General features: G+C 41.9%; 16 protein-coding genes and 1 tRNA gene. 8 read left to right on the forward strand and 9 right to left on the reverse strand.

What is annotated here, in order from left to right:
- Positions 1 to 24: 24 nt before the first annotated feature.
- The 4 genes from P7F88_RS13685 to pepA all read right to left on the reverse strand — a co-directional run bounded on the left by P7F88_RS13685 (position 25) and on the right by pepA (position 5716).
- Positions 25 to 390 carry a PilZ domain-containing protein gene (locus P7F88_RS13685; RefSeq protein ID WP_277825562.1) on the reverse strand — a complete coding sequence of 122 codons (366 nt, stop codon included), beginning with the start codon at positions 388 to 390 and terminating at the stop codon, positions 25 to 27.
- 237 nt (positions 391 to 627) lie between these two features.
- The gene (locus tag P7F88_RS13690) at positions 628 to 3483 is read right to left on the reverse strand and encodes a valine--tRNA ligase (RefSeq protein WP_277825563.1); all 2856 of its coding nucleotides are present in this window, start codon (positions 3481 to 3483) and stop codon (positions 628 to 630) included.
- A gap of 111 nt (positions 3484 to 3594) precedes the next feature.
- Positions 3595 to 4047, reverse strand: coding sequence for a DNA polymerase III subunit chi (locus P7F88_RS13695; protein WP_277825784.1), 453 nt, complete (start codon positions 4045 to 4047; stop codon positions 3595 to 3597).
- A gap of 160 nt (positions 4048 to 4207) precedes the next feature.
- A complete protein-coding gene (gene pepA, locus P7F88_RS13700; RefSeq protein ID WP_277825565.1) occupies positions 4208 to 5716 on the reverse strand; it encodes a leucyl aminopeptidase in 1509 nt (502 codons plus the stop codon).
- A gap of 188 nt (positions 5717 to 5904) precedes the next feature.
- On the opposite strand from pepA, the gene lptF reads away from it, so the two are divergent.
- Both lptF and lptG read left to right on the forward strand, forming a co-directional pair.
- A complete protein-coding gene (gene lptF, locus P7F88_RS13705) occupies positions 5905 to 7017 on the forward strand; it encodes an LPS export ABC transporter permease LptF (RefSeq protein ID WP_277825567.1) in 1113 nt (370 codons plus the stop codon).
- 3 nt (positions 7018 to 7020) lie between these two features.
- Entirely contained in the window at positions 7021 to 8091 is a 1071-nt protein-coding gene (gene lptG, locus P7F88_RS13710) for an LPS export ABC transporter permease LptG (protein ID WP_277825569.1), read from the forward strand.
- A 55-nt stretch (positions 8092 to 8146) separates the two neighbouring features.
- On the opposite strand, the gene P7F88_RS13715 is transcribed toward lptG, so the two are convergent.
- From P7F88_RS13715 to P7F88_RS13730, 4 genes are read right to left on the reverse strand one after another with little or no spacing between them, the layout of a single operon-like run.
- Positions 8147 to 8617, reverse strand: coding sequence for an RDD family protein (locus P7F88_RS13715; RefSeq protein ID WP_277825571.1), 471 nt, complete (start codon positions 8615 to 8617; stop codon positions 8147 to 8149).
- A gap of 49 nt (positions 8618 to 8666) precedes the next feature.
- Positions 8667 to 11198, reverse strand: coding sequence for a putative bifunctional diguanylate cyclase/phosphodiesterase (locus tag P7F88_RS13720; protein WP_277825573.1), 2532 nt, complete (start codon positions 11196 to 11198; stop codon positions 8667 to 8669).
- On the reverse strand, positions 11170 to 12348 hold the full coding sequence (locus tag P7F88_RS13725) for a TonB-dependent receptor (protein WP_277825575.1): 1179 nt from the start codon (positions 12346 to 12348) through the stop codon (positions 11170 to 11172). The genes P7F88_RS13720 and P7F88_RS13725 overlap by 29 nt, the downstream gene beginning before the upstream one ends.
- The gene (locus tag P7F88_RS13730) at positions 12332 to 12778 is read right to left on the reverse strand and encodes a type 2 periplasmic-binding domain-containing protein (RefSeq protein WP_277825577.1); all 447 of its coding nucleotides are present in this window, start codon (positions 12776 to 12778) and stop codon (positions 12332 to 12334) included. The genes P7F88_RS13725 and P7F88_RS13730 overlap by 17 nt, the downstream gene beginning before the upstream one ends.
- A 320-nt stretch (positions 12779 to 13098) precedes the next feature.
- Here P7F88_RS13730 and P7F88_RS13735 point away from each other — a divergent pair.
- From P7F88_RS13735 to P7F88_RS13760, 6 genes are all read left to right on the forward strand, one after another.
- Positions 13099 to 13183 (forward strand) — tRNA-Leu (locus P7F88_RS13735).
- A 231-nt stretch (positions 13184 to 13414) separates the two neighbouring features.
- Positions 13415 to 14038 carry a YchE family NAAT transporter gene (locus tag P7F88_RS13740; protein WP_277825579.1) on the forward strand — a complete coding sequence of 208 codons (624 nt, stop codon included), beginning with the start codon at positions 13415 to 13417 and terminating at the stop codon, positions 14036 to 14038.
- Positions 14039 to 14317: 279 nt separating this feature from the next.
- Positions 14318 to 15793, forward strand: coding sequence for a glycogen synthase GlgA (gene glgA / locus P7F88_RS13745; protein WP_277825581.1), 1476 nt, complete (start codon positions 14318 to 14320; stop codon positions 15791 to 15793).
- An 820-nt stretch (positions 15794 to 16613) separates the two neighbouring features.
- Positions 16614 to 17606 carry an OmpA family protein gene (locus P7F88_RS13750; protein ID WP_277825583.1) on the forward strand — a complete coding sequence of 331 codons (993 nt, stop codon included), beginning with the start codon at positions 16614 to 16616 and terminating at the stop codon, positions 17604 to 17606.
- Positions 17607 to 18134: 528 nt separating this feature from the next.
- The gene (locus tag P7F88_RS13755; protein WP_277825585.1) at positions 18135 to 19058 is read left to right on the forward strand and encodes a LysR family transcriptional regulator; all 924 of its coding nucleotides are present in this window, start codon (positions 18135 to 18137) and stop codon (positions 19056 to 19058) included.
- Positions 19059 to 19135: 77 nt separating this feature from the next.
- Positions 19136 to 19750: a LysE family translocator gene (locus tag P7F88_RS13760; protein ID WP_277825587.1), complete on the forward strand. Its 615-nt coding sequence runs from the start codon at positions 19136 to 19138 to the stop codon at positions 19748 to 19750.
- Between the two features lie 49 nt (positions 19751 to 19799).
- On the opposite strand, the gene P7F88_RS13765 is transcribed toward P7F88_RS13760, so the two are convergent.
- Positions 19800 to 21311: a DUF4832 domain-containing protein gene (locus P7F88_RS13765; protein WP_277825589.1), complete on the reverse strand. Its 1512-nt coding sequence runs from the start codon at positions 21309 to 21311 to the stop codon at positions 19800 to 19802.
- Between the last annotated feature and the right edge of the window lie 187 nt (positions 21312 to 21498).

A 21498-nucleotide genomic window follows, 5' to 3' on the forward strand; every position in this document is an offset into this window, starting at 1 on the left:
CCGGGTTGCTCAGGAAATAACGCTTTAACTCTTAGTCGCTTTTTTCTTTCTAGCATAAACCTTGGGATATTTTTTACGTAAGTACAGCTGTTCTACGGTCATACGTTTAAATGAAACGCCCTTACTGAGTTTGATAATCACTTCCAGGTCGTCTTGTCTTAGAATGTCACCTTCTATAAGGATCTTTTCATTGTCATGAAACGTAATATTTCCAGATACAGTTAAGCCAATAGCTACAGGAGTATGACTAAGAAATACGATTCTCAGCCCTTGCTCAGAGATCTCACAGACATGATATTTCTTGTCCATCAGTGTAATAACAGGTCTGTCATTCCTTGGGTAACGTAACCTGTAAAACTGGCGTCGTTGTTCGTGATTCTCTTGTGGCATAAACCGAAATAGTCCTTGTGATATTCAGTTGAAAAATACTATCACTGTTATCGGCCTGTATCTAATATTGATTAGCAAAGATTTATAAAGATCTTACTCTGTTCAATTATTTGGAACTTCCACTGTTGCTTACTTCTATTCAGACCTGAGACAAGGAAAAAAAATTTCACTGCTATTTGTAGAAAAGAAAAAGGCCTGGTTTTCACCAGGCCTCATTACTGTTATTTCATTGAAGGGTTACAGAGCTGCAATAGTCGCTTTTTGCTCTTCTAGCTTAGTCAGAGTCTCTTTGTAACCTTCGAGCTTCTCGCGTTCTTTCGCAACAACAGCTTCTGGAGCTTTCGCTACAAAACCTTCGTTGCTTAGCTTGCCTTCGATACGCTTGATTTCACCGTGCGTCTTCTTCACTTCTCCTTCCAGGCGAGCAAGTTCTGCATCTTTATCGATAAGGCCAGCCATTGGAATCATCAGCTCAGACTTACCAACCAGTGCCGTTGCACATGCTGGTGTTTCTTCGTCCGCTGCAAGAACACGTACGCTTTCCAGCTTAGCCAGAGAAATCAGAACCTGCTTGTTCGCTTCAAGGCGAGCTGCATCTGCTTCATCTGTTGCTTTCAGCATTACTTCAAGAGGTTTACCTGGGTTGATGTCGTATTCTGCGCGCAGGTTACGGATACTTGAGATAAAGCCTTTCACCCACTCGATATCAGCAACAACCGCTTCGTCGTAAGCTGCTTCATCAAACTGAGGCAGTGCCTGCGTCATAATGGTTTCACCTTCAACACCAGCAAGGCCTTTAACACTCTGCCAGATAGACTCTGTGATGTAAGGAATTACCGGATGCGCTAGGCGTAGCGTCTTCTCAAGTACAGTAATCAGAGTATGGCGAGTTGCACGTTGCTGTGCTTCGTTGCCTTTCCAAAGTACGGGCTTAGTCAGCTCAAGGTACCAGTCACAGAATTGGTTCCAGATGAACTCATAGATGGTGTTAGCTGCCATATCCAGACGGTAGTTGTCGATATGTGCGTTAAACTCTTTCGCTGCAATCTGGAACTGAGATTCGATCCACTTATCAGCTAGTGAGAATTCCATATCACCGCCATGAAGGCCACAATCCTGTTCTTCTGTGTTCATCAGTACGTAACGACTTGCGTTCCATAGCTTGTTACAGAAGTTACGGTAACCTTCCAGACGCTTCATATCCCAGTTGATGTCACGACCTGTAGATGCCATAGCAGCAAGAGTGAAACGAAGTGCGTCAGTACCATACGCTTCGATGCCGTTTTCAAATGTCTTACGAGTGTTTTTCTCGATCTTCTTCGCTAGTTGAGGCTGCATCATGTTACCAGTGCGCTTCTCAACCAGTGACTCAAGATCGATACCATCGATCATGTCGATTGGGTCAAGTACGTTACCCTTAGACTTAGACATCTTATCACCGTTCTCATCACGGATAAGACCTGTAACGTAAACCGTTTTAAACGGAACCTGCGGTTTGCCGTTTTCATCTTTGATGAAGTGCATGGTCATCATGATCATGCGAGCAACCCAGAAGAAGATGATGTCAAAACCAGTAACCAGAACATCAGAAGGGTGGAATACCTTCATATCTTCAGTATCTGCTGGCCAACCCTGAGTAGAGAAAGTCCAAAGTGCAGATGAGAACCAGGTATCCAGTACGTCATCGTCCTGACGAAGAACCACGACAGGAGCAAGGTTGTTCTTTTCACGAACTTCTTTTTCAGTGCGACCTACATAAACATTGCCGTCATTGTCGTACCATGCCGGGATACGGTGGCCCCACCAAAGCTGACGAGAGATACACCAGTCCTGAATGTCACGCATCCAAGAGAAGTACATGTTCTCGTACTGCTTAGGAACGAACTGAATTTCGCCATCTTCAACCGCTTTGGTTGCTGTTTCTGCTAGTGGAGCTGCGCGTACATACCACTGGTCAGTTAGCATTGGCTCGATAACCACACCACCACGGTCACCGTAAGGAACTGTTAGGTCGTGATCTTTGATTTCGTCCAGAAGGCCAAGTTCTTCAAACTCAGCAACAACCAGTTTACGTGCAGCGAAACGCTCAACGCCGTGGTATTTCGCAGGAAGCTCTGTGCCGTAAACATCAGATACTTCACCGTTGGTGTTATAAACTTCTGCTGCGTCAAGAATTTCACCGTTGAACGTCAGGATATTGATCATCGGTAGCTGGTGGCGCTTACCAACTTCGTAGTCGTTGAAGTCATGTGCGGGAGTGATCTTCACACAACCAGTACCTTTCTCCATATCCGCGTGTTCGTCACCCACGATAGGGATGCGACGATCAACGATAGGAAGAATAATTTCTTTACCGATAAGATCTTTGTAACGTGGATCTTCAGGGTTTACCGCAACACCGGTATCGCCAAGCATGGTTTCAGGGCGAGTGGTTGCTACGATAATGTAGTCTTTACCTTCCGCAGTTTTTGCTCCATCAGCAAGAGGGTAGCGGAAGTGCCACATGTGGCCTTTTTTGTCTTTGTTTTCAACTTCTAGATCAGAGATCGCCGTGTGAAGTTTTGGATCCCAGTTAACCAGGCGCTTACCACGGTAGATAAGATCTTCTTCGAACAGTCGAACGAAAACTTCTTTAACTGCGTCAGAAAGGCCGTCATCCATAGTGAAGCGCTCACGCTCCCAGTCTACAGATGCGCCAAGGCGACGAAGCTGCTGAGTGATTGTGCCGCCAGATTGACCTTTCCATTCCCAGATTTTGTCGATGAAAGCGTCACGTCCGTAGTCGTGCTTGGTTTTGCCTTCTTCGGCAGCAATCTTACGCTCAACAACCATCTGAGTTGCGATACCAGCGTGGTCAGTACCAACCTGCCAAAGGGTGTTTTTGCCCTTCATTCGCTCACAACGAATCAGCGTATCCATGATAGTGTCCTGGAATGCGTGACCCATGTGCAGGCTACCTGTGACGTTCGGTGGCGGGATCATGATGCTGTATGATTCTTTAGAGGTGTCACCGTGTGGCTTGAAGTAGCCTTTCTCTTCCCAGTTTTGGTATAGAGATTGCTCAATTGATTGTGGGTTATATGTCTTTTCCATAGCGTTCTTAATGGATACTTTTCGTTGATTTTTAAACTAGATAAACCGTATAGGTAAATTTCCTCTTCTTTCTCTTAAGTGAGGAGAAGGACGTTACCTATACGGTTAGTATTAAATTTGGTGTTCAATATCGATGGTTTGCATCTGAAAACCAGCCTGACGGTATAGTTTATACCTTTCACGAGCCAGTTGCTTCGCTTTTTCATCGCAAGGCACGAAGTCTACCACTTGTGCAGAGGTTCGGGCAAAGATTGTCTCATCTTTAGACAAATTTATTATGATCTGGCGATTCCAGCTTGGCTTTAACTTGTTGTAGCCAATTTCTAGCTGAGTCCCGTTCTTAGGTCCTTCACTTACAAGATTGTGAGGAAGGAAGCTATCTCCTGATAGCTGCCACAACTTGTCGTCCCATTTTTCTGCTTCTTGTTTATCCGCGGTATTCAAATAGAGCTTTGCCCCCTGAGAGACAAAGTGCTTTATCAGAAATAGCACGTATTCTTCAAATCCATCGCTGGTGCTTTGGGGTGATTCGGGTTGGATGATGTAAAAGGTAGCGGTAGGCATAGCGTGATACTTAACTCGTTCCCACGCTCTTGCGTGGTAACGCATATCGTAGTCGAACTAGCGCGTATGCGTTCAATTTAACCTAGGGTATGCATTCCCACGGAGGACCGTGGGAACGAGACTATTTCTGCCTGCGCAGGAATAACAGTTAATTTAACTTTTACTCTTCTATTTCCTGACCACTGCGATTCAGCAGGAACTGAACCAGCATAGAAACAGGGCGACCTGTTGAGCCTTTTGCTTTACCAGATTTCCATGCTGTTCCTGCAATGTCAACGTGAGCCCAGTGATACTTCTTCGCAAAGCGGGATAAGAAGCAACCTGCGGTAATAGTTCCACCTGGACGGCCACCGATGTTCTGCATATCAGCAAACGGGCTTTCCAGTTGTTCCTGATACTCATCAGCCATCGGTAAGCGCCATGCACGGTCGCCAGCTTGCTCAGAGGCATTTACAAGTTCATGGGCAAGTGGGTTATGGTTGGATACCAAACCGCTGATATGGTGGCCAAGGGCAATAACACATGCACCAGTCAGAGTTGCTACGTCAACAACACACTCTGGTTCGTAGCGTTCAACATAGGTTAGAGCATCACAAAGAACCAGACGGCCTTCAGCATCGGTATTTAAAACCTCTACAGTTTGACCTGACATAGTAGTCAGGATGTCACCCGGGCGGTATGCGTTGCTTCCTGGCATGTTTTCACAACCAGCAAGAATAGCGACAACATTAATTGGCAGGTTTAGTTTTGCTAGTGCTTTCATAGTGCCGAACACAGAAGCTGCACCACACATGTCATATTTCATCTCATCCATGCCTTCGCCCGGCTTAAGTGAGATACCGCCTGAATCGAATGTTAGCCCTTTACCTACAAGAACTATGGGTTTAGCTTCGGGATCTGGATTTCCTTTGTATTCCATCACCGACATCATGGATTCATTTTTAGAACCACGACCTACGGCAAGATAAGAAGTCATGCCCAGTTTTTCCATCTCTTCTTCACCGATGATCTTGGTTGTTACTGTTTCGAAATCATCAGCAAGGCGACGGGCTTGAGAAGCAAGATATGCAGGGTTTGCAACGTTTGGTGGCATGTTGCCCAGATCTTTTGAGGCACGAACACCGGAAGCAACCGCTAGTCCATGGGTAATAGCTTTTTCACCAAGGTTAAGTTCTCGACGAGTCGGAACATTAAACACCAGTTTTCGAAGAGGGCGGCGCGTTTCAGGCTTATTGCTCTTAAATTGGTCGAAAGTGTACAGTCCATCTTTAGTGGACTCTACAGCCTGCCGTACTTTCCAGTAGGTGTCGCGGCCTTTAACGTGTAGCTCAGTAAGGAAACATACCGCTTCCATTGAACCTGTTTCGTTCAACGTACTGATGGTTTTTTGAATAATCTCTTTGTATTGGCGTTCACCAAGTTCACGCTCTTTACCACACCCAACCAGCAATACCCTCTCAGATAGGACTCCTGGTACCTGATGTAATAGCAGCATCTGACCTGGCTTGCCTTCTAAATCACCGCGGCGTAGTAGTGAGCTTATATAGCCATCACTAATTTTATCTAACTGTTCCGCCACTGGAGATAGGCGACGTGGTTCAAATACACCAACGACAATACATGCACTGCGCTGCTTCTCCGGACTGCCACTTTTTACACTAAACTCCATGCGTACTCCTACATCGTGAAGACAAATAGAACTAAATGTTAGATAATCAGAATTAAATACGTAGAATTCTAGAAAATGCTCTGAACCTATTGTCTAACATTTAGTCGAAAAATTAATAAAATGAAAGGTTCATCGAGAAATTATAGTGATTAGACTAAAAAAACAAGTTTTGTATAGGTACTTTTAGCGTGATTATTGTCAGATATTTGACCCGCGAGACAATTAAGAGCCAGTTCGCCATATTTTTTGTGCTCTTTCTGATATTTATTAGTCAGAAATTCATCAGTGTTCTTGCTGACGCTTCGGATGGTGATATACCTGCTAGCCTCATTCTTTCAATTGTTGGCTTGAATATGCCTGCAATGGGGTTGTTAATGTTGCCACTCAGCTTGTATATCGGAATTTTGGTCACTTTTGGCCGTTTGTATGCTGAAAGTGAGATAACGGTAATGAACGCCACTGGTATAGGAAATAAGTTTCTTATCCAGGCTGCTCTTTATCTTGCAATTATCACTGCATCCGTGGCGGCTTTTAATTCTTTGTGGTTAGCCCCGTGGGCGCAGGACAAAGAAGCGCAGCTTATGGAAGAAGTTGCTTCCGACAACAGTGTTGAGTTGTTACAAAAAGGACAATTTCAGAGTACGCCTGATGGTACTGCTGTAGTATTTATTGATGATGTTGAGGACAAAACTCTCGACAGTGTATTTATTGCTCAAATAGTGCCGAGAGACTCTTTACTTCCTAGTGTCGCGCTTTCAAAAAGCGGGGTTGTAAAAGAGATGTCTGATGGGCGTCAGGTGCTGACACTTCTGGATGGCTCTCGATATGAGGGGGTTCCATCGCGCGTTGATTATATGATTACTCATTTTGATGAGTATGACGCTTTAATTGGTCAGCGAGAAGTGAAGAGAAAAGGTCGTGACTGGGAAGCACTGCCTACCCTTGATCTCATTGGTAATCCGGATATTAAAGCGAATGCCGAGTTGCACTGGCGTATTTCTTTGATTATCTGTATACCAATGCTAACCATGTTGGTGGTACCACTTTCAGCGGTTAACCCCCGTCAAGGGCGCTTTGCTAAGATGGGGCCGGCAATATTGCTTTATCTGGCCTACTTCTTGTCCCTCAGTGCGATGAAATCGGCGATGGAGGACGGTTCGATACCGCCACACATTGGAATGTGGCCGATTAATACTGCGCTTCTGCTATCGGGCATTATTATGAACTCTTTGGATAGTATTCCGGTACGTAAGTTCAAAGACAGATTCAGACAAAGAAAAGTAAATAAGAAGGTAGCGTAAAGCATGTTTAAAATTCTGGATCTCTATATTGGCAGAACCATTATCGCTACCAGTTCACTTGTGCTCGTTACACTTGTCGGACTCTCTGGCATCATCAAGTATGTTGAACAGCTTCGGAAAGTAGGGCGTGGTACTTATGATCTGTTGCATGCTCTCTATTTTGTGCTTCTATCTATCCCTCGTGATATCGAAATGTTTTTCCCTATGGCAGCACTGCTTGGTGCACTAATGGGATTAGGTATGCTTGCTGCAAGTTCTGAGCTAACGGTAATGCAAGCGGCAGGCTACTCTAAAGTTGATATCGGTCTTTCTGTGCTAAAAACAGCGGTTCCTTTAATGCTTATTGTTATGGCATTAGGTCAGTGGGGAGCGCCACAGGCACAAAAAATGGCTCGTGAACTGAGAGCGTTCTCTATCTCTGGGGGACAGATTGTTTCAGTGCGAAGTGGTGTGTGGGCGCGTGATGCCAGTGATTTTATATTTATAGGAAGAGTTGATGACGATGAGCTGACAGGTATTAACCTTTGGCGATTCGATGACAATAAAAAGCTTAGTCAGGTGATTTACGCAGAAAAAGCAGACTATATCAGTGATAACCGATGGCAAATGAACAATGTCCAGATCACCGATATGGAGAACGAAGTAGAGGTGTCAAAGGCAACTTACGATACCTACGACTGGACTACATCACTAGCGCCCGACAAGCTGGCTGTTGTTACTGTAAAACCTGAAGAGCTCGCATTGAGCGGTCTTTATGATTATGTAAATTACCTTAAAGCTTCAGAGCAGGATGCATCTCGTTACGAGCTAGCCTTCTGGAGAAAGCTTACTCAGCCGCTCTCAGTTGCCGTTATGATGCTAATGGCGCTTTCATTTGTATTTGGACCACTACGTAGTGTAACTATGGGGGCCCGAATACTGTCGGGTGTTATCGCTGGATTTACTTTTTATATATCCAGTGAGTTCTTTGGACCACTTAGTCTGGTATATAAAATACCACCATATATCGGCGCGATAGCCCCAAGTATATTATTCCTGATGGTGGCACTTATGCTGTTGAGGCGGAAGCTATAAAACGAAGAAGGGAAAGCGCAGAGCTTTCCCTTCTTTCCATATATGGTTTGCTGATTTAGTTTGGTAGAACGACAACCTCAGTTTTAGCCCACATATCATTAAATCCCCTCTTTTTAGGATCGATTGGCACAGTGAGATTCGCCAGCCCGAAGCCTGAGGTTCCTACACGTATTAGAGCCTGAGTAGGTGTGATAGTTGTACCATCCAACTTTTGAACCCTTAATCTCCAGGCTCTCATACCTACGGTTTGACCTGCTTTGGTCCAGAAATAGACAAGGAACCCTACCCAGATAGCACCAAGATATAAGGTAAAAACATGGCTGAATATTGGGTGTTTAGTAAGGAGGTCACTGGCATCTGAATAGGGTGCATAGTTCATTAGTCCGGCAGCAACCAAAGCTTCCAGAACCGCAATAATTATGCCTGCAGCCATCATTTCAATGGCAGCGATAACAAGCCCGTCATATATGAGTGCCGATAACCTTCGGATCAGCCCCGCTTTTGGATAGTCTACTTTTGATTTCATTTTTGCTGCTTTACCGTTTGTTTTGCAACAGGATAGCTATTTGTAAAGGTTATTGAAAGCTCTCGTTAAGTGGAAAAGAGAGCTGAAGAGGAGAAAACTCGGCATCTGCAAAATTGCCTTCCAGTAATTTGATTGCATGAGTCAGTGGTACTGGTTTGCTGTAAAAATATCCCTGAATAAAGTCACATCCGAAGTCTGTGACTTTATCGACCTGTACCTGAGTTTCAATGCCTTCTACGGTTACTGACTTATTCATGTCTTTGAGAAAGTCTATGAGTGATAGCAATATTTTGCTGTCGCCGTCTGCTGCAAGAAATTGGGTAACAAAGCTACGGTCTATCTTTATGTTGTCTGCCGGCAGTTGAGTCAGATAACTAAGAGAAGAATAGCCGACACCAAAATCATCTATAGACACATTAATACCCAATGAAGCCAACTCATGGCATCTCTGACTTGCAAGCTCAATATCATCAAGCAGAGTGTCTTCTACAATCTCGATACGAATTAGATGACCACTTACATTGAATTTTTTCAACAGAAGGCGAATATCTTCACAGAGATGAGAGGACATAAACATCTCTGCAGTAAGGTTAATGGATACCATTATTTCCCGTTCAGAAACCTGGTTAATTTGTTTACAACTAAGGATTCCCTGATAAATGATCCTCTCTTCCAGTTTCCTGAACTGTTTGGTTTCTCGGAGTGTAGGTAAAAACTTATCTGGTGTTAACAAACCTCGTGATTCATGTTCCCAGCGTATTAAGGTCTCAAACCCTCGGATAGTAGAAGTTCCAGCATACATAATGGGCTGGAAATACAGAACGAAATGTTCTTGTTCCAGCGCATTGTTGAAGTCGTTGATGATATTAAATTGTTCAGACATCTCACTTTGCATTTCAGTGCTAAAGAACTCGTAGCTACTTAATTTGTTTCGTTTGGCGCAGTACATGGCGATGTCAGCCTGGCGGATAATATTACTCATATCGGCATACGGACTATCGATTAGTGTAATACCAATACTAAGAGTCAGGTCAATTCGTTCATTGTTTACATGGATGGGGTCGGTAAACTTAGTCAGTATGGTGTTTACAACCCTAACTACATCACTTTTCCAATGGATATTTGTTAGTACGATAGTGAATTCATCTCCTCCAATACGAGATACCAAGTCAGTGTCCCGAATACTAGCCAAAAGCCTTTTCGACGTTACTTTTAACACTTGATCGCCGACATCGTGACCAAGAGAGTCGTTAATATGTTTGAATCTATCCAGATCCAGAAAGAGAACAGCCAGAAAGCCCTGCTTGTTTTTCAGTGTATTAATCGATTTATTCAATGATTGATAGAAGTTAACCCTGTTCGCGAGTCCTGTTAGACTGTCATAATGAGCCAGTTCTTTAAGCTGCCCCTCTCTTTCGATAACAACATTATTAAGTTGCATCAGACGCATAGCTAGATTGTTTGAGGTCTTTTCTAATGCATTGATTTCATCATAGAAAGTTATCTTTTGCTCCTCTAAATCAAGGGGCCGGATGTCGCCTTCATGAGCCAATGTCGGCAGATAGTTTTTGAGTTTTTTTATTCTGTTAATGGGTTGCCATAGCACTGCGAAGATGATGAAAGCCAGGGATATGATCGAGATGATAGATACGGTAGAAAACCATCGGTAATAAGCACTATCAAGTTGGCGTTTATGAGTTATATCGTACATGATGACTAAATAGCTCTTAGAGGCTTTTTGATGGGGAAATAAAATAATATCAATAAGATAATTACGATTTCCCAGGTTTACGTTTCCTCCCGAAGCGTAAATGTGATCCAGAGGATATTGTTCAACCGCTCTTTTTAGTACGTTGAGCTGAACCTGATTATTTTCCGGCCGCATTATGAGGTACTTATCCTGCAATTCAGATGAATGAACCTTGGTGATGGTTTCATTTGGATCTTTTTGGCTTATAACCAGGGTTTTTAGTTGAGTAAACTCTCTGAATCTGAGTATAGGATTCAAAAGTGAAGTCTCAACAACAACGATAATTTCTTCACCAGAGACTAGTACGGGGATGATTATGACTATCGAACACTCTTGCTGGCATATGAAATAATAATCGGGAAAGCCTTTTTGCGAAGACTCCGTGAAAGAATCAGCAAATGGAGGCTGTTCCCTTACTGTTTGATGCCCTTTCTCAAAAACTAATTCTGAACCCTTATAGATGCCTACAGATTTACCTTCCCAATCCAGCGCTAGAGTGTCCCATTGGCGCTCAAAAAATGACACAAAAGTATTCAGTTTGCTGTTTTCAAAGCCGGAAAGCATAGAGATACTTTCCTGAATGTCGTTTATATGGTTCTCAATGGAGTTGGAAAAGTAAGTTTGAGTCTTAGCTCTTATCAACTGTGTTTCGCGTTCAAGGCGCTCTTCTAGCGCTTTGTTAGAGATATAGGCATATGTTCCCATCACGGTAGTGAGGAAGATAAAAAGCACGATAAATACCTTCCAGATTAGCCCCATTTTGCCTAGTCTGGATCGAGGTGCTGATGTATCACCGCTTTCTTTAGAATGAGTAAGAAATTTCTGCTGCATACATTTGCCAGTACTTATCTCCAATATTCTTGTTATTTACTCGAATCATTGGAGCGATAAAGCCTGCTCCCTCGACAAAATGCGCTTCTGCCTTAAGTGTCCAGTCTTTGTTGAACTGCCACATAAGACCTGCGGTAAAGTCTTTGGAGTATTGTGCATAGTCCACTACATTGGCATTTGTACTGTTGTAACGGTTATCTCTATCTTTGAAATAAACATCATAACGAGCCAATAGGGTAATCTGGTCAGTAGCAAAGTACCTTGCCTGGAAATAACCTCCGTCCATTGCTGTGTTAGTGCCAAATGGTTTTTGAATTGGAATGCCGTTTATACTGGCGTCAAAGCCTTCACCAGTTATATCCATGTACATTAACTCGAGGGTCCATTCCCAACGTTCCCGATAATGTTGGGCAAACACAGTGTATTTATCCAGAGAAAACGAACCGTTATCTATAGATATAACTGGGTTCGGGGTGGTAATGAACGTGATATCTAAAGTTTGGAATCCTGCTCCAATGAGCCAGTCACTTTCTAAAGACTCCCAAGACAAGTGAAGCTTCTGACTGAAATCTGGGTCAAACTCACCTTGCAGACTATCGTCAAATATTTTTTCTACTAAATCTTCACCAACTGAGTGCATTCCATAAGCCACAGACCAATTGATGGTGCCGATTGAAAGCATCATATTTCCGTATAAGTTACCTCCGTCATAATAAGATTCAGGCTCCCTCATGAACTCGAGGTAAATAGACTGAGGAAGGAAGATAGTCGGCCTTGCACTGGGTATATCACGTGAGGTGTTATAAATGCCCAACTCTGTTTTTATTCGGCCAAGTCTGATTCCGGCAGTAGAGGTTGGACGGGTAAATATTGTGTAATCAAGAAAAAGGTGATCCATATTAAAATCGTCGTAATGTCCCCAATTTCGATACTGAATCTGACCAGCAAATCGAAGGTTATTACTAAACACATACCCACCCTGTAGAGCGGCTTCAGTTAAATCCAGGCTGACATCATGATCACTAAAATATTGGTTATCCGAGTTATAGACTATGCCTTGCGAAACAAAACCACTCCAGAAAAAATCGCTGGAATAGCAGGGCATTGAAGCCAAAAACAAAGTTGGTATTAACTTATTTAAGGCTCGCATAATTCACCCCCTCAAATATGACGTTCTCTTCTACATAGCCAATAGCACCAGGAAGTGATGCAACCATTTCAAACATTTCTTCATCGCTGGATACTTCGATTGGTTTAACACCAAAGCCACTGAACTCTAGTTTTTGCCATCTTCGTTTGTATTGATACGGGTATAAGCCGAGAGAATATTTAACAAAATTGCTGTGTTTTACTTCTGAGGGAGGAAAAATGATCAATACAATCTTGGAGCCATTAGACCAATGTGTCCGCTGACCCAGATAGATAGCACGTATTTGTTGCTTTGTGAGCTCACTATCGGGAACGGAAGGGTTGGTTACGATATAGTTCATCGTATTATTTGTATCAGCAAGCACCGTCCCCGGTGAGAACACTAAAGCGGCAAATAACGTCACTACCGTAACGATAGAGTACCTAGCCATAGCAATTCCATTTGTTTTTTTTATCTATTTCTAAAAGTAAGTATTGTCGTCTTTCTGAATAGATCAAATTGCATATGTGGAAACGGGGTGAGAAAAACGATCAAAAATGCTGTTTGACTATAACAAGCCGCCAGTTGGTAGATATGAGTTTATCCAATAGCTCATATTATCCATCTCAGCTGACTTAGTCATTGTAAATAGATTTGCGATTATCATTTTCGGTAAACGTCAGGATGGTGATTAAAGCAGCAACTGATTCACAAATAAAAGTTTTTCCCTTGCGCCTGTTAGTTTCATCCGTATAATGCATCGAACAAATTGCCGGTGTGGTGAAATTGGTATACACGACGGATTCAAAATCCGTTGCCTTCGGGCGTGGCGGTTCAAGTCCGCCCACCGGTACCATACATAGGAAGGTCGCTTTTATAGCGACCTTTCGTCGTTTTGAAAAGAAGAAAATTTAAAACATCAGCTAGAGATAGTTGGTGTTTTTTTGTGCCCGAAAATTCTGATTTTTGGAGCCATAGCATTTTCACATATTTTTTGTTCGCAGATTTTTCGCTTATCGATTATAGTCGCGCCATCAAATACCTCCCCATATTAATTATCTGGATAGATCTGATGCAATAATTTGAATTGGCTATATTTTTGCAATTTTTCCTTGGTTTGGTCGCTGCTGTGAACCCAGTAGGGATTATGCCTATTTTCGTTTCTCTAACCAATCATATGACAGTGGAAGAAAAGCGTAAGGTAGCGATTACTGCAAACATCTCCGTTGCTATTAGTCTTACTGTTTCATTGTTAGCTGGTCAGATATTGCTGGATATGTTCAGCATATCGCTAGACTCCTTTCGGGTTGCTGGTGGGCTTCTACTGTTAAGTATTGCTTCTACCATGATGAGCGGTAAGTTAGGCGAAGATAAGCAGAATAAACAAGAGAAGTCAGAATACGTCAGTCGTCAGCAGATAGGTGTCGTGCCATTGGCTATGCCACTTATGGCTGGGCCAGGTGCTATCAGTTCTACCATTGTTTATGGCTCTCGTTATCCGGGCATGTTGGATACCGTAGGAATTATCGTCACTATAGTGCTGTTTTGTACTGGTGCATGGCTATTGTTCCGATCTGCTCCTTTAATTGTTCGCTTCCTTGGGCAAACAGGTATCAACGTTATCACTCGTATTATGGGCTTGATTCTGGGAGCTCTGGGTGTTGAGTTTATTGCTAATGGATTACGCAATCTGTTTCCTGGGCTGGCATAGGTTATAAGATTACCATTCGGCAAAATGAAACTCTGAATAGTGTATTTTTTTACTGTTCCGACATAAATGCGGCTTATCGGGGCAGTATTCTCTTCTTTTCATGACAAAATGTGATTACAACATGTAACTCTGTATGCTTTTCACTGTATTATTTTCACACCCCCTAGTGTTAGAACAATTAGTTAGCTGATTTAGGGCTTGCTCTATACATCAGCACGGCAGTGTTTTCTGCCATTGAGCCATTTTGGATTGTAAGTAAGAATAATTTGAGGGAATACAATGAATATAGTTTGGGCAACAAGTGAGGCTGCACCATACGCAAAGACCGGTGGTTTGGCTGATGTATCGTACTCACTGCCTTATGCTCTGGCAGAGAATGGACATAATGTTTCTGTTTTCATGCCTTACTACCCCCAAGTAATGGGTGACAAATGTGCGGACACAGAAGTGGTATACGAACTTCTAGGCGTTCCTTTTGGTGAAGGCAGAGAAGAGTGGGGCAGTATTCGCCGTCACAAAGTTAGTGAAAACCTCTCGTTCTACTTTATTGTAAATGACAAATACTATGATCGTCCTAAGTTGTATGATTGGGGCGGAAGCGAATATTCTGACAACGCAGAGCGCTTTATTTTCTTAAGTCGCGCCATTATGCAAGCCGTTCTTGCGCTGGATATTGATGTAGATGTTCTACACTCTAATGACTGGCATACCGCTCTATGTAATGTGTATCTGAAAAGTGATTTATATAATCAATACAGCAATTTTAGCAATGCTAAGTCAATAATGACGATTCACAATATTGGTTATCAGGGCGTATTCAATAAATCGAACCTTTATTGGACTGGTTTAGGCTGGGATTACTATAACTTCCACTGCCTTGAATACTACGATCAGCTTAACTTCCTGAAAGCAGGGGTAGAAATGGCTGATATGGTAACAACGGTAAGCCCGACTTACGCTATGGAAATACTATCCCCAGAGTATGGCTTTAGTCTTGAACATTCATTGCAGCACCGTGCTGTTCAAGGGAAATTGCGTGGAATTCTTAACGGTATTGATATACACGAGTGGGATCCTGCTACAGATCCACTATTGCCTCATAACTATTCGCACAACGATCTCTCTGGTAAAGCCTTATGTAAGGCTGAACTGCAAAAAGAATTTGGACTAACAGTACGAGCAGATGTGCCGGTATATGGTGTAGTGTCGCGCCTGGCAACTCAAAAAGGGTTGGATGTCTTTATTGAATGTATTGATGAGATGCTTCGGGAAGATGATATTCAGGTTGTGGTTGTTGGTTCTGGTGAAGAGTGGCAGGAAGACGCGCTGAAACACTATACAAGAACCTATCCTGGAAAATTTGGTAGCTTTGTAGGTTATAGCAATAAGCTAGCGCACCTGGTAGAGGCTGGTTCTGATTTCTTCATTATGCCTTCACGCTATGAACCATGTGGTTTGAATCAGATGTACAGCATGCGATACGGAACTATCCCAATTGTTCGTTCAACTGGTGGCCTGGAGGATACGGTTATTAACTACTCTGCAAAAGACATTAACAAAGCAACTGGGTTTAAGTTTTATGATCTATACGCAGCGGCATTGCGCGATACTCTAAGGTGGGCTGCATCTATATACCGTTATGACAAACCTGCTGTTGAAAAAATGGTTGTAAATGGGATGACAACAGACTTCTCATGGCATCATACTGCTGTTGAGTATGAAGAGCTGTATCAGCACGCTAATACCAAGTTCTAACCAGTTAGATAACATTTAATCATTAAATTAAGGTCACCATGTGTGGCCTTAGTTATTTGGTGGCTGTTAATTTAACCTTATGATAAACCTAGTTTTACTTTCTTTCACTTTTCTAAATTTAGTTTTTTTATATTTATTTATATTTATTTTATTTCTTAATGTTAACAACTCCAGTAATTTAGTTTTGATTAAATAATAAACAAAAATGGCAATGATTGCCGAATATATTTTACTTCGATGGAGGTTGGTTATGTTTGTATATTCTGGAGAGAAGTTATGTCGGGGTACCTATTTATGTAGTAGTTGCCGAATAGCAATTACTATTGATTCACGTAATAGTATTTTACCTAATTGTCCTTGTTGTGAATCTTCAGAATTCATTGTGCGTGAATCTACAAAAACGCCAACGTTAATGATGGATAAATTAATATCAGGGCAGCAATTACACACGAAAACAGTTTTCTAGAATAACTACGATCCTTATTGATAAAAAAGCCAACCATGGGGATGATTGGCTTAAATCAAACAAATAAAACAAAACGTCATTTGGCTAGGAGCCCCAGTACCTCTACGGTATTTGGGGTTACTTAGATCCTAGTAGTTTATTGTAAAAAAGCAATTTATTAGACTTCGATATACAGAGATGTGGTAAATATCCTGTCACAAAATGTCAATTCATGTAAATGCAATCTCATTCTTGAGATGCATGTCAAATATTATTCATTTACACGCTCTAGATATACACACCCTATGGATAGGTATGGTAAATAGATATAGTTATACTTGATGAATAATACTCATAAATATAAAAGGAATTAATATGAAGAAAGTAGCTGTGGCGGTTTCATCTCTTCTTGCTCTATCCTCTCTTTCAGTTAGTGCTGATACATATATCGGTGGTAAGTTGGGCCATTCCTGGTTGGATGATTCATGTTATGTCGCTTCACCATGCGATGACAAAAGTGTAGGTGGTGGTCTCTACGGGGGCTACAACTTTACGGAGAACTTTGGCCTTGAGGCTGGTTTAGATTATCTTGGAAAATTCGAATCTAATTTTGCGAGTTCGAATACTATAGATGGTAGTGCAAGAGGTTTGTCATTGGCACCGAAATTTACGCTTCCGTTTGATGCGTTTTCTGTTTTTGCGAAGGCTGGTGCTGTTAAGGTTGACTACGGTTCAATTGATGATGTAACTCTATTGACTGCACTTGGAGCCGAATATGCATTTTCTAGTGATTGGGCTGCCAGATTAGAGTATCAGAGAATCAACGATATTGATGATTCGTTCGTTGACGGTATGGACATAGACTCTATTTTCCTGGGTATGACCTATAAATTTGGTGCGAAATCAGAACCTATGCCAGTAGAGCCCGCTCCAGCGGCTATGGTTGAAGAGAAAGTTGAACCTGAACCTGAACCAGTAAAAGAAGTAGTAGCTGAGCCAGTACCAGAAATCAAAATGTTCAAAGAGTTCGGTGTTGAATTGTTTGATAATGATAGCTATAAATTGGCGGCTGGTAGTGAGCAGTACTTCGATTGGTTAGTTGGGGTTATGAAAAAGTATCCTCAGGCTGAGGCAAAAATTGTAGGTCATACTGATTCAAGAGGTTCCGAAGCTTACAATCAGGCTCTATCAGAGAAGCGAGCTCAGGCTGTTGCTGATTACCTGTATACTCAAGGAATCGACAAGTCTCGTGTAATGGTTTCCGGTGCGGGTGAAACTCAACCTAAAGCGTCTAATGACACTGCAGAAGGTCGTATGGAAAACCGTCGTGTAGAAGTGATTATCGATGAGTTTGAATACAAAGAGTAGTAGTAAGCTTTAACTATAAAAGAGGCTCAACAGTATGTTGGGCCTCTTTTGCATGGGCGCTCAATTAATGTTTCCTGGAGTTCACAATCATTCATAAAATAGAATTGTTACTCCAATGTTATTCGTTTGATGCATGTATTTTGATCGAGATCATTCGAATGTAAAAATGTATCCCCAATGTTGCGTAAATGTGATTTTATTGCTCGGCGAAGAGACTGAATTAAGTTAGAATTTTTTCCAGTAAATATTCACAGGGGAGGTGTTGGATGTTTTCTACTGGCGATAAACCTGGAAAAGGTTCTTATATGTGTGAGAAGTGTCGAATCGCTGTCGTATTGGAAGATGATAGTAAGGTTTTGCCATACTGTCCTTGCTGCGAAGCTCAAGATTCTTTCACAAAAAGCTGGGATAAAAAAGAAAGGTAACTAGTACTACTGGATACCGGACACATAAGTTTGAAGCCTCGAAATTTTCGAGGCTTTTTTTGTTTGCTAGAATGGTGAGACCCGCATTCATAAAGAAATCGCCATGTTAAGCAAAATTAACCTGAACCTCCTTCGTTCATTACATGTCTTATTGGAAGAGTGCCATGTCAGCAAGGCCGCTATAAGATTACATGTAACCCAATCGGCGGTGAGTAGACAGCTTTCTCAGCTGAGAGATCTTTTTGGTGATCCTTTATTAATAAGAGAAGGTAACCAGTTAGTACCAACCTCTAAAGCAATTGAAATCAAAGCTAAGCTCGACTCGTTATTTGAAGAATTTGATCATCTACTCGATGAACAAGCGTTTGAGCCTAACGAATGGAAAGGGGAGATGGTATTTTCCTCAAGCGATTATGTCGCTCAGTATATTTTTCCAGGATTAGTGGCACAAGCTTCGAAGCTAGCGCCTAAAGCGAGCTTTAAGTACGTAATGTGGGAGCGTGATTTTCTGTCTGATCTGTCTAAGTCTGATATACATTTGGCATCAACCATGCTGCCTGAAAAGCCCGAAGGTTTATCAAGCATTCTGTTAGGAGAAGATAAGTCGGTTGTTGTTATGGGGAAACATCATCCTTTGGCGTTAAAGGATGAACTGTCGGTGGAAGATATTCTGGGCTTCCCACACATTCTGATCTCAGGCGGGGGAGATAAAAACTCGCATATAGATAGTGCGTTATCCCGGCTTAATAAAACCAGAAACATTGGTTTAACAATTCCGTTCTTTTCGGCCGCATTTGATACATTAACGGTTTGTGACTATTTACTTGTAGTCCCAGAGCATGTGGCAAAAAACGTGTCAGAGACTGTTGATATTACTTATAGAACATTCCCCTTGGAAATAGTCAGTCATAAATACTGGCTTATATGGCACCCTAAATATGACAGAGATCCTGCTCACCGCTGGATGAGGGAGCAGGCAACCAGAGCCATTCAAACTTCTATGTACTCCATTGCTTATGACTTATAGTCATGGTCTTGATGATTATATTTGATTTCAATTGATGTCCGTATATTGATACTGTTCATCCATCAATAGGAGGATATATGTCTTTAACTGTTTGGCTTTCACTTTTTACTATTTGTCTTTTGGGAGCGATGTCGCCAGGACCAAGCCTGGCTATAGTTGCGAAACATAGTCTGGCTGGTGGACGCATAAATGGAATTGCAACGGCTTGGGCTCATGCTACAGGGATCGCAATATATGCATTAATAACGTTAATTGGTTTAGCCGCGATACTGCAACAATCGCCACTACTCTTTAAAGGCATAAGCATCGTAGGGGCACTGTATCTTGCTTATCTTGGTATGAATGCGTTGAGGTCTAAAGGGGGGATAGCGGCTAAGCTAGAATCAGGCGAGAAAGTCAGTGTTTTCCAATCTGCTAAAGAAGGCTTTTTGATCTCGCTAACTAGCCCTAAGATCATGATGTTTTTTACTGCTTTATTTAGTCAATTTATTACAGTTGGAAATGAAGTAGGATCAAAAGCGATTATTGTTGCAACGCCATATGTCATAGATGGCTTATGGTACACATTGATTACGATTATGCTCTCGTCTCCGATCTTTATCGAAAGACTTCGCTCCAAAGCCAAGATAATTGATCAACTATCTGGTGTAGTGCTTATTGCATTAGCATTAAGGGTTATCTGGACGCTATAGGTTTAAGGTGTATAAATTTAAGGTGCTGACAACGTCAGCACCTCTAGCTTTAATGGTATATGTAAATTGTTTTGGCCTTATACCATCTATCAGGGCTTTCATATCGATTACGCAATTGTATTTTAGCGTCATGAGTCCCTGGTTTTACTAAGCCTACATCTAGCGAATATGTACCATAATCAATATCTGCTGGAATATAAATCCAGTCAGTTTCATGGAATATTTCAGGATAGGTATTTAATGTTTCTGCTGGCATCCACTTTGTAATGTCACTATCTGTAGCAAATGTGGCAACAATGTTGTTAGAGCTATCTCTCAATCGATACATTATTGGGTAGTTTAAGTATGAAGGTGCAACTCCAGTATTTACCCATTGACTCTTTACCTTATACGTTTGCCCTCTATTCATATTGCTTTCAGTGTCTATACCAAGCAGCTCAAACTGATAACCTAGTTTGCTGAGTACATCCTGTACCAGCGAATAATATTCATCTGGTATTGAACTAGACTTAGCATTGATTAAAGAAGCGTGGTGTTCCAGTGCCCATTCGAAACTTTTTACCACTTGGTCATAAGTAAGCCTGCTTTGCCACTCCTTCAGGCTGCCCCAACATATCTCAAAATCTACCGGAGCTGTTTTCCATCGTTGATCGAATTCAGGATCCGGATATTGATTGTAAATGGGACCAAAGCTTTTTGCGTGTTCTATAGATTCCGGATATCCGTTTTTCATATGGCTCCAGCCACCATATCCCCAGTCACCCAAGCAATCGGCTCGCCAACCCATACCTATAGAGGTTGCGTAGCTCAACATATCTTCGTGTATAGAACCGATAAGCATTGTTTTTTGTTTGTTTGGGAAGGCATTGTTTACCATATCAACGTATGGTTTTAGGTCATCATTGGTTAGACCAATACTTTCTGAACCAAGATTAGGATTACCTAACTCCCAACCAGATAGGTGCCACTCACCCCATGAGCCAACCATACCAACATCCACTCGTAAGAGTTCTTCTTTGTTTCCGAACCTTTCGCCCATCTCAATCAAGAAGTTTTCAGCAAGCCGTCTAAATTCAGGGGTTTTATACATACTTTTGACAGTTGATTTGCTTATAGGACAACTTTGTGCTGAATCATAACTATTGTTAAATTCAATCCTGTTTTTAACCCAGCAAGGTATGCCTGAATGGTAATGATAAGAGTCGGCGAGTGTCATAAAGCGTAAAACGACTTTCTTATCTAATTTTTTAGCCTGCTGAAAAACCTCTTCTATCTTTCCTGTATGGAACTCTCCTTCGTTAGGCTCTATTTGGTCCCAATAAAATCGAAAGTAGATAACGCTGGTTTCTGGATAAGATGGCACAGAGTAATAGGGATCGTTTTTAATGTTATATGAGTGGAAGTCAGTGAAGCCAATATCTGGATTGATAATGGCTCTTCCGTTACTCCAGTTAGTGTGTTTTAAGACATTACTACCGAGGTCATTTGCACTAGCAACAGACTGGTAAACTATTAGGGTGATGAGTAAGAGGCTGCGTAAGTAAGTTATTCGAGTAAGCAAAGCATTAGCTTCCCTGTAAAAGGTAGTGAGTATAGTTGCATAAAGGTGCGTGTCTCAATAAAACAGCCAAGTGCTTTCAAAACAATTACATATAATACAAAGGCATAAAATAATCGCTTAAAATACAGTCAAGTTAAAACGGTTTGCTTTTTTTATGCAATACTTTCATAAGTTACGGTCAGGTTCT

Source organism: Vibrio hannami, from assembly GCF_029589055.1.
In the GTDB taxonomy this organism is placed as follows: domain Bacteria; phylum Pseudomonadota; class Gammaproteobacteria; order Enterobacterales; family Vibrionaceae; genus Vibrio; species Vibrio hannami.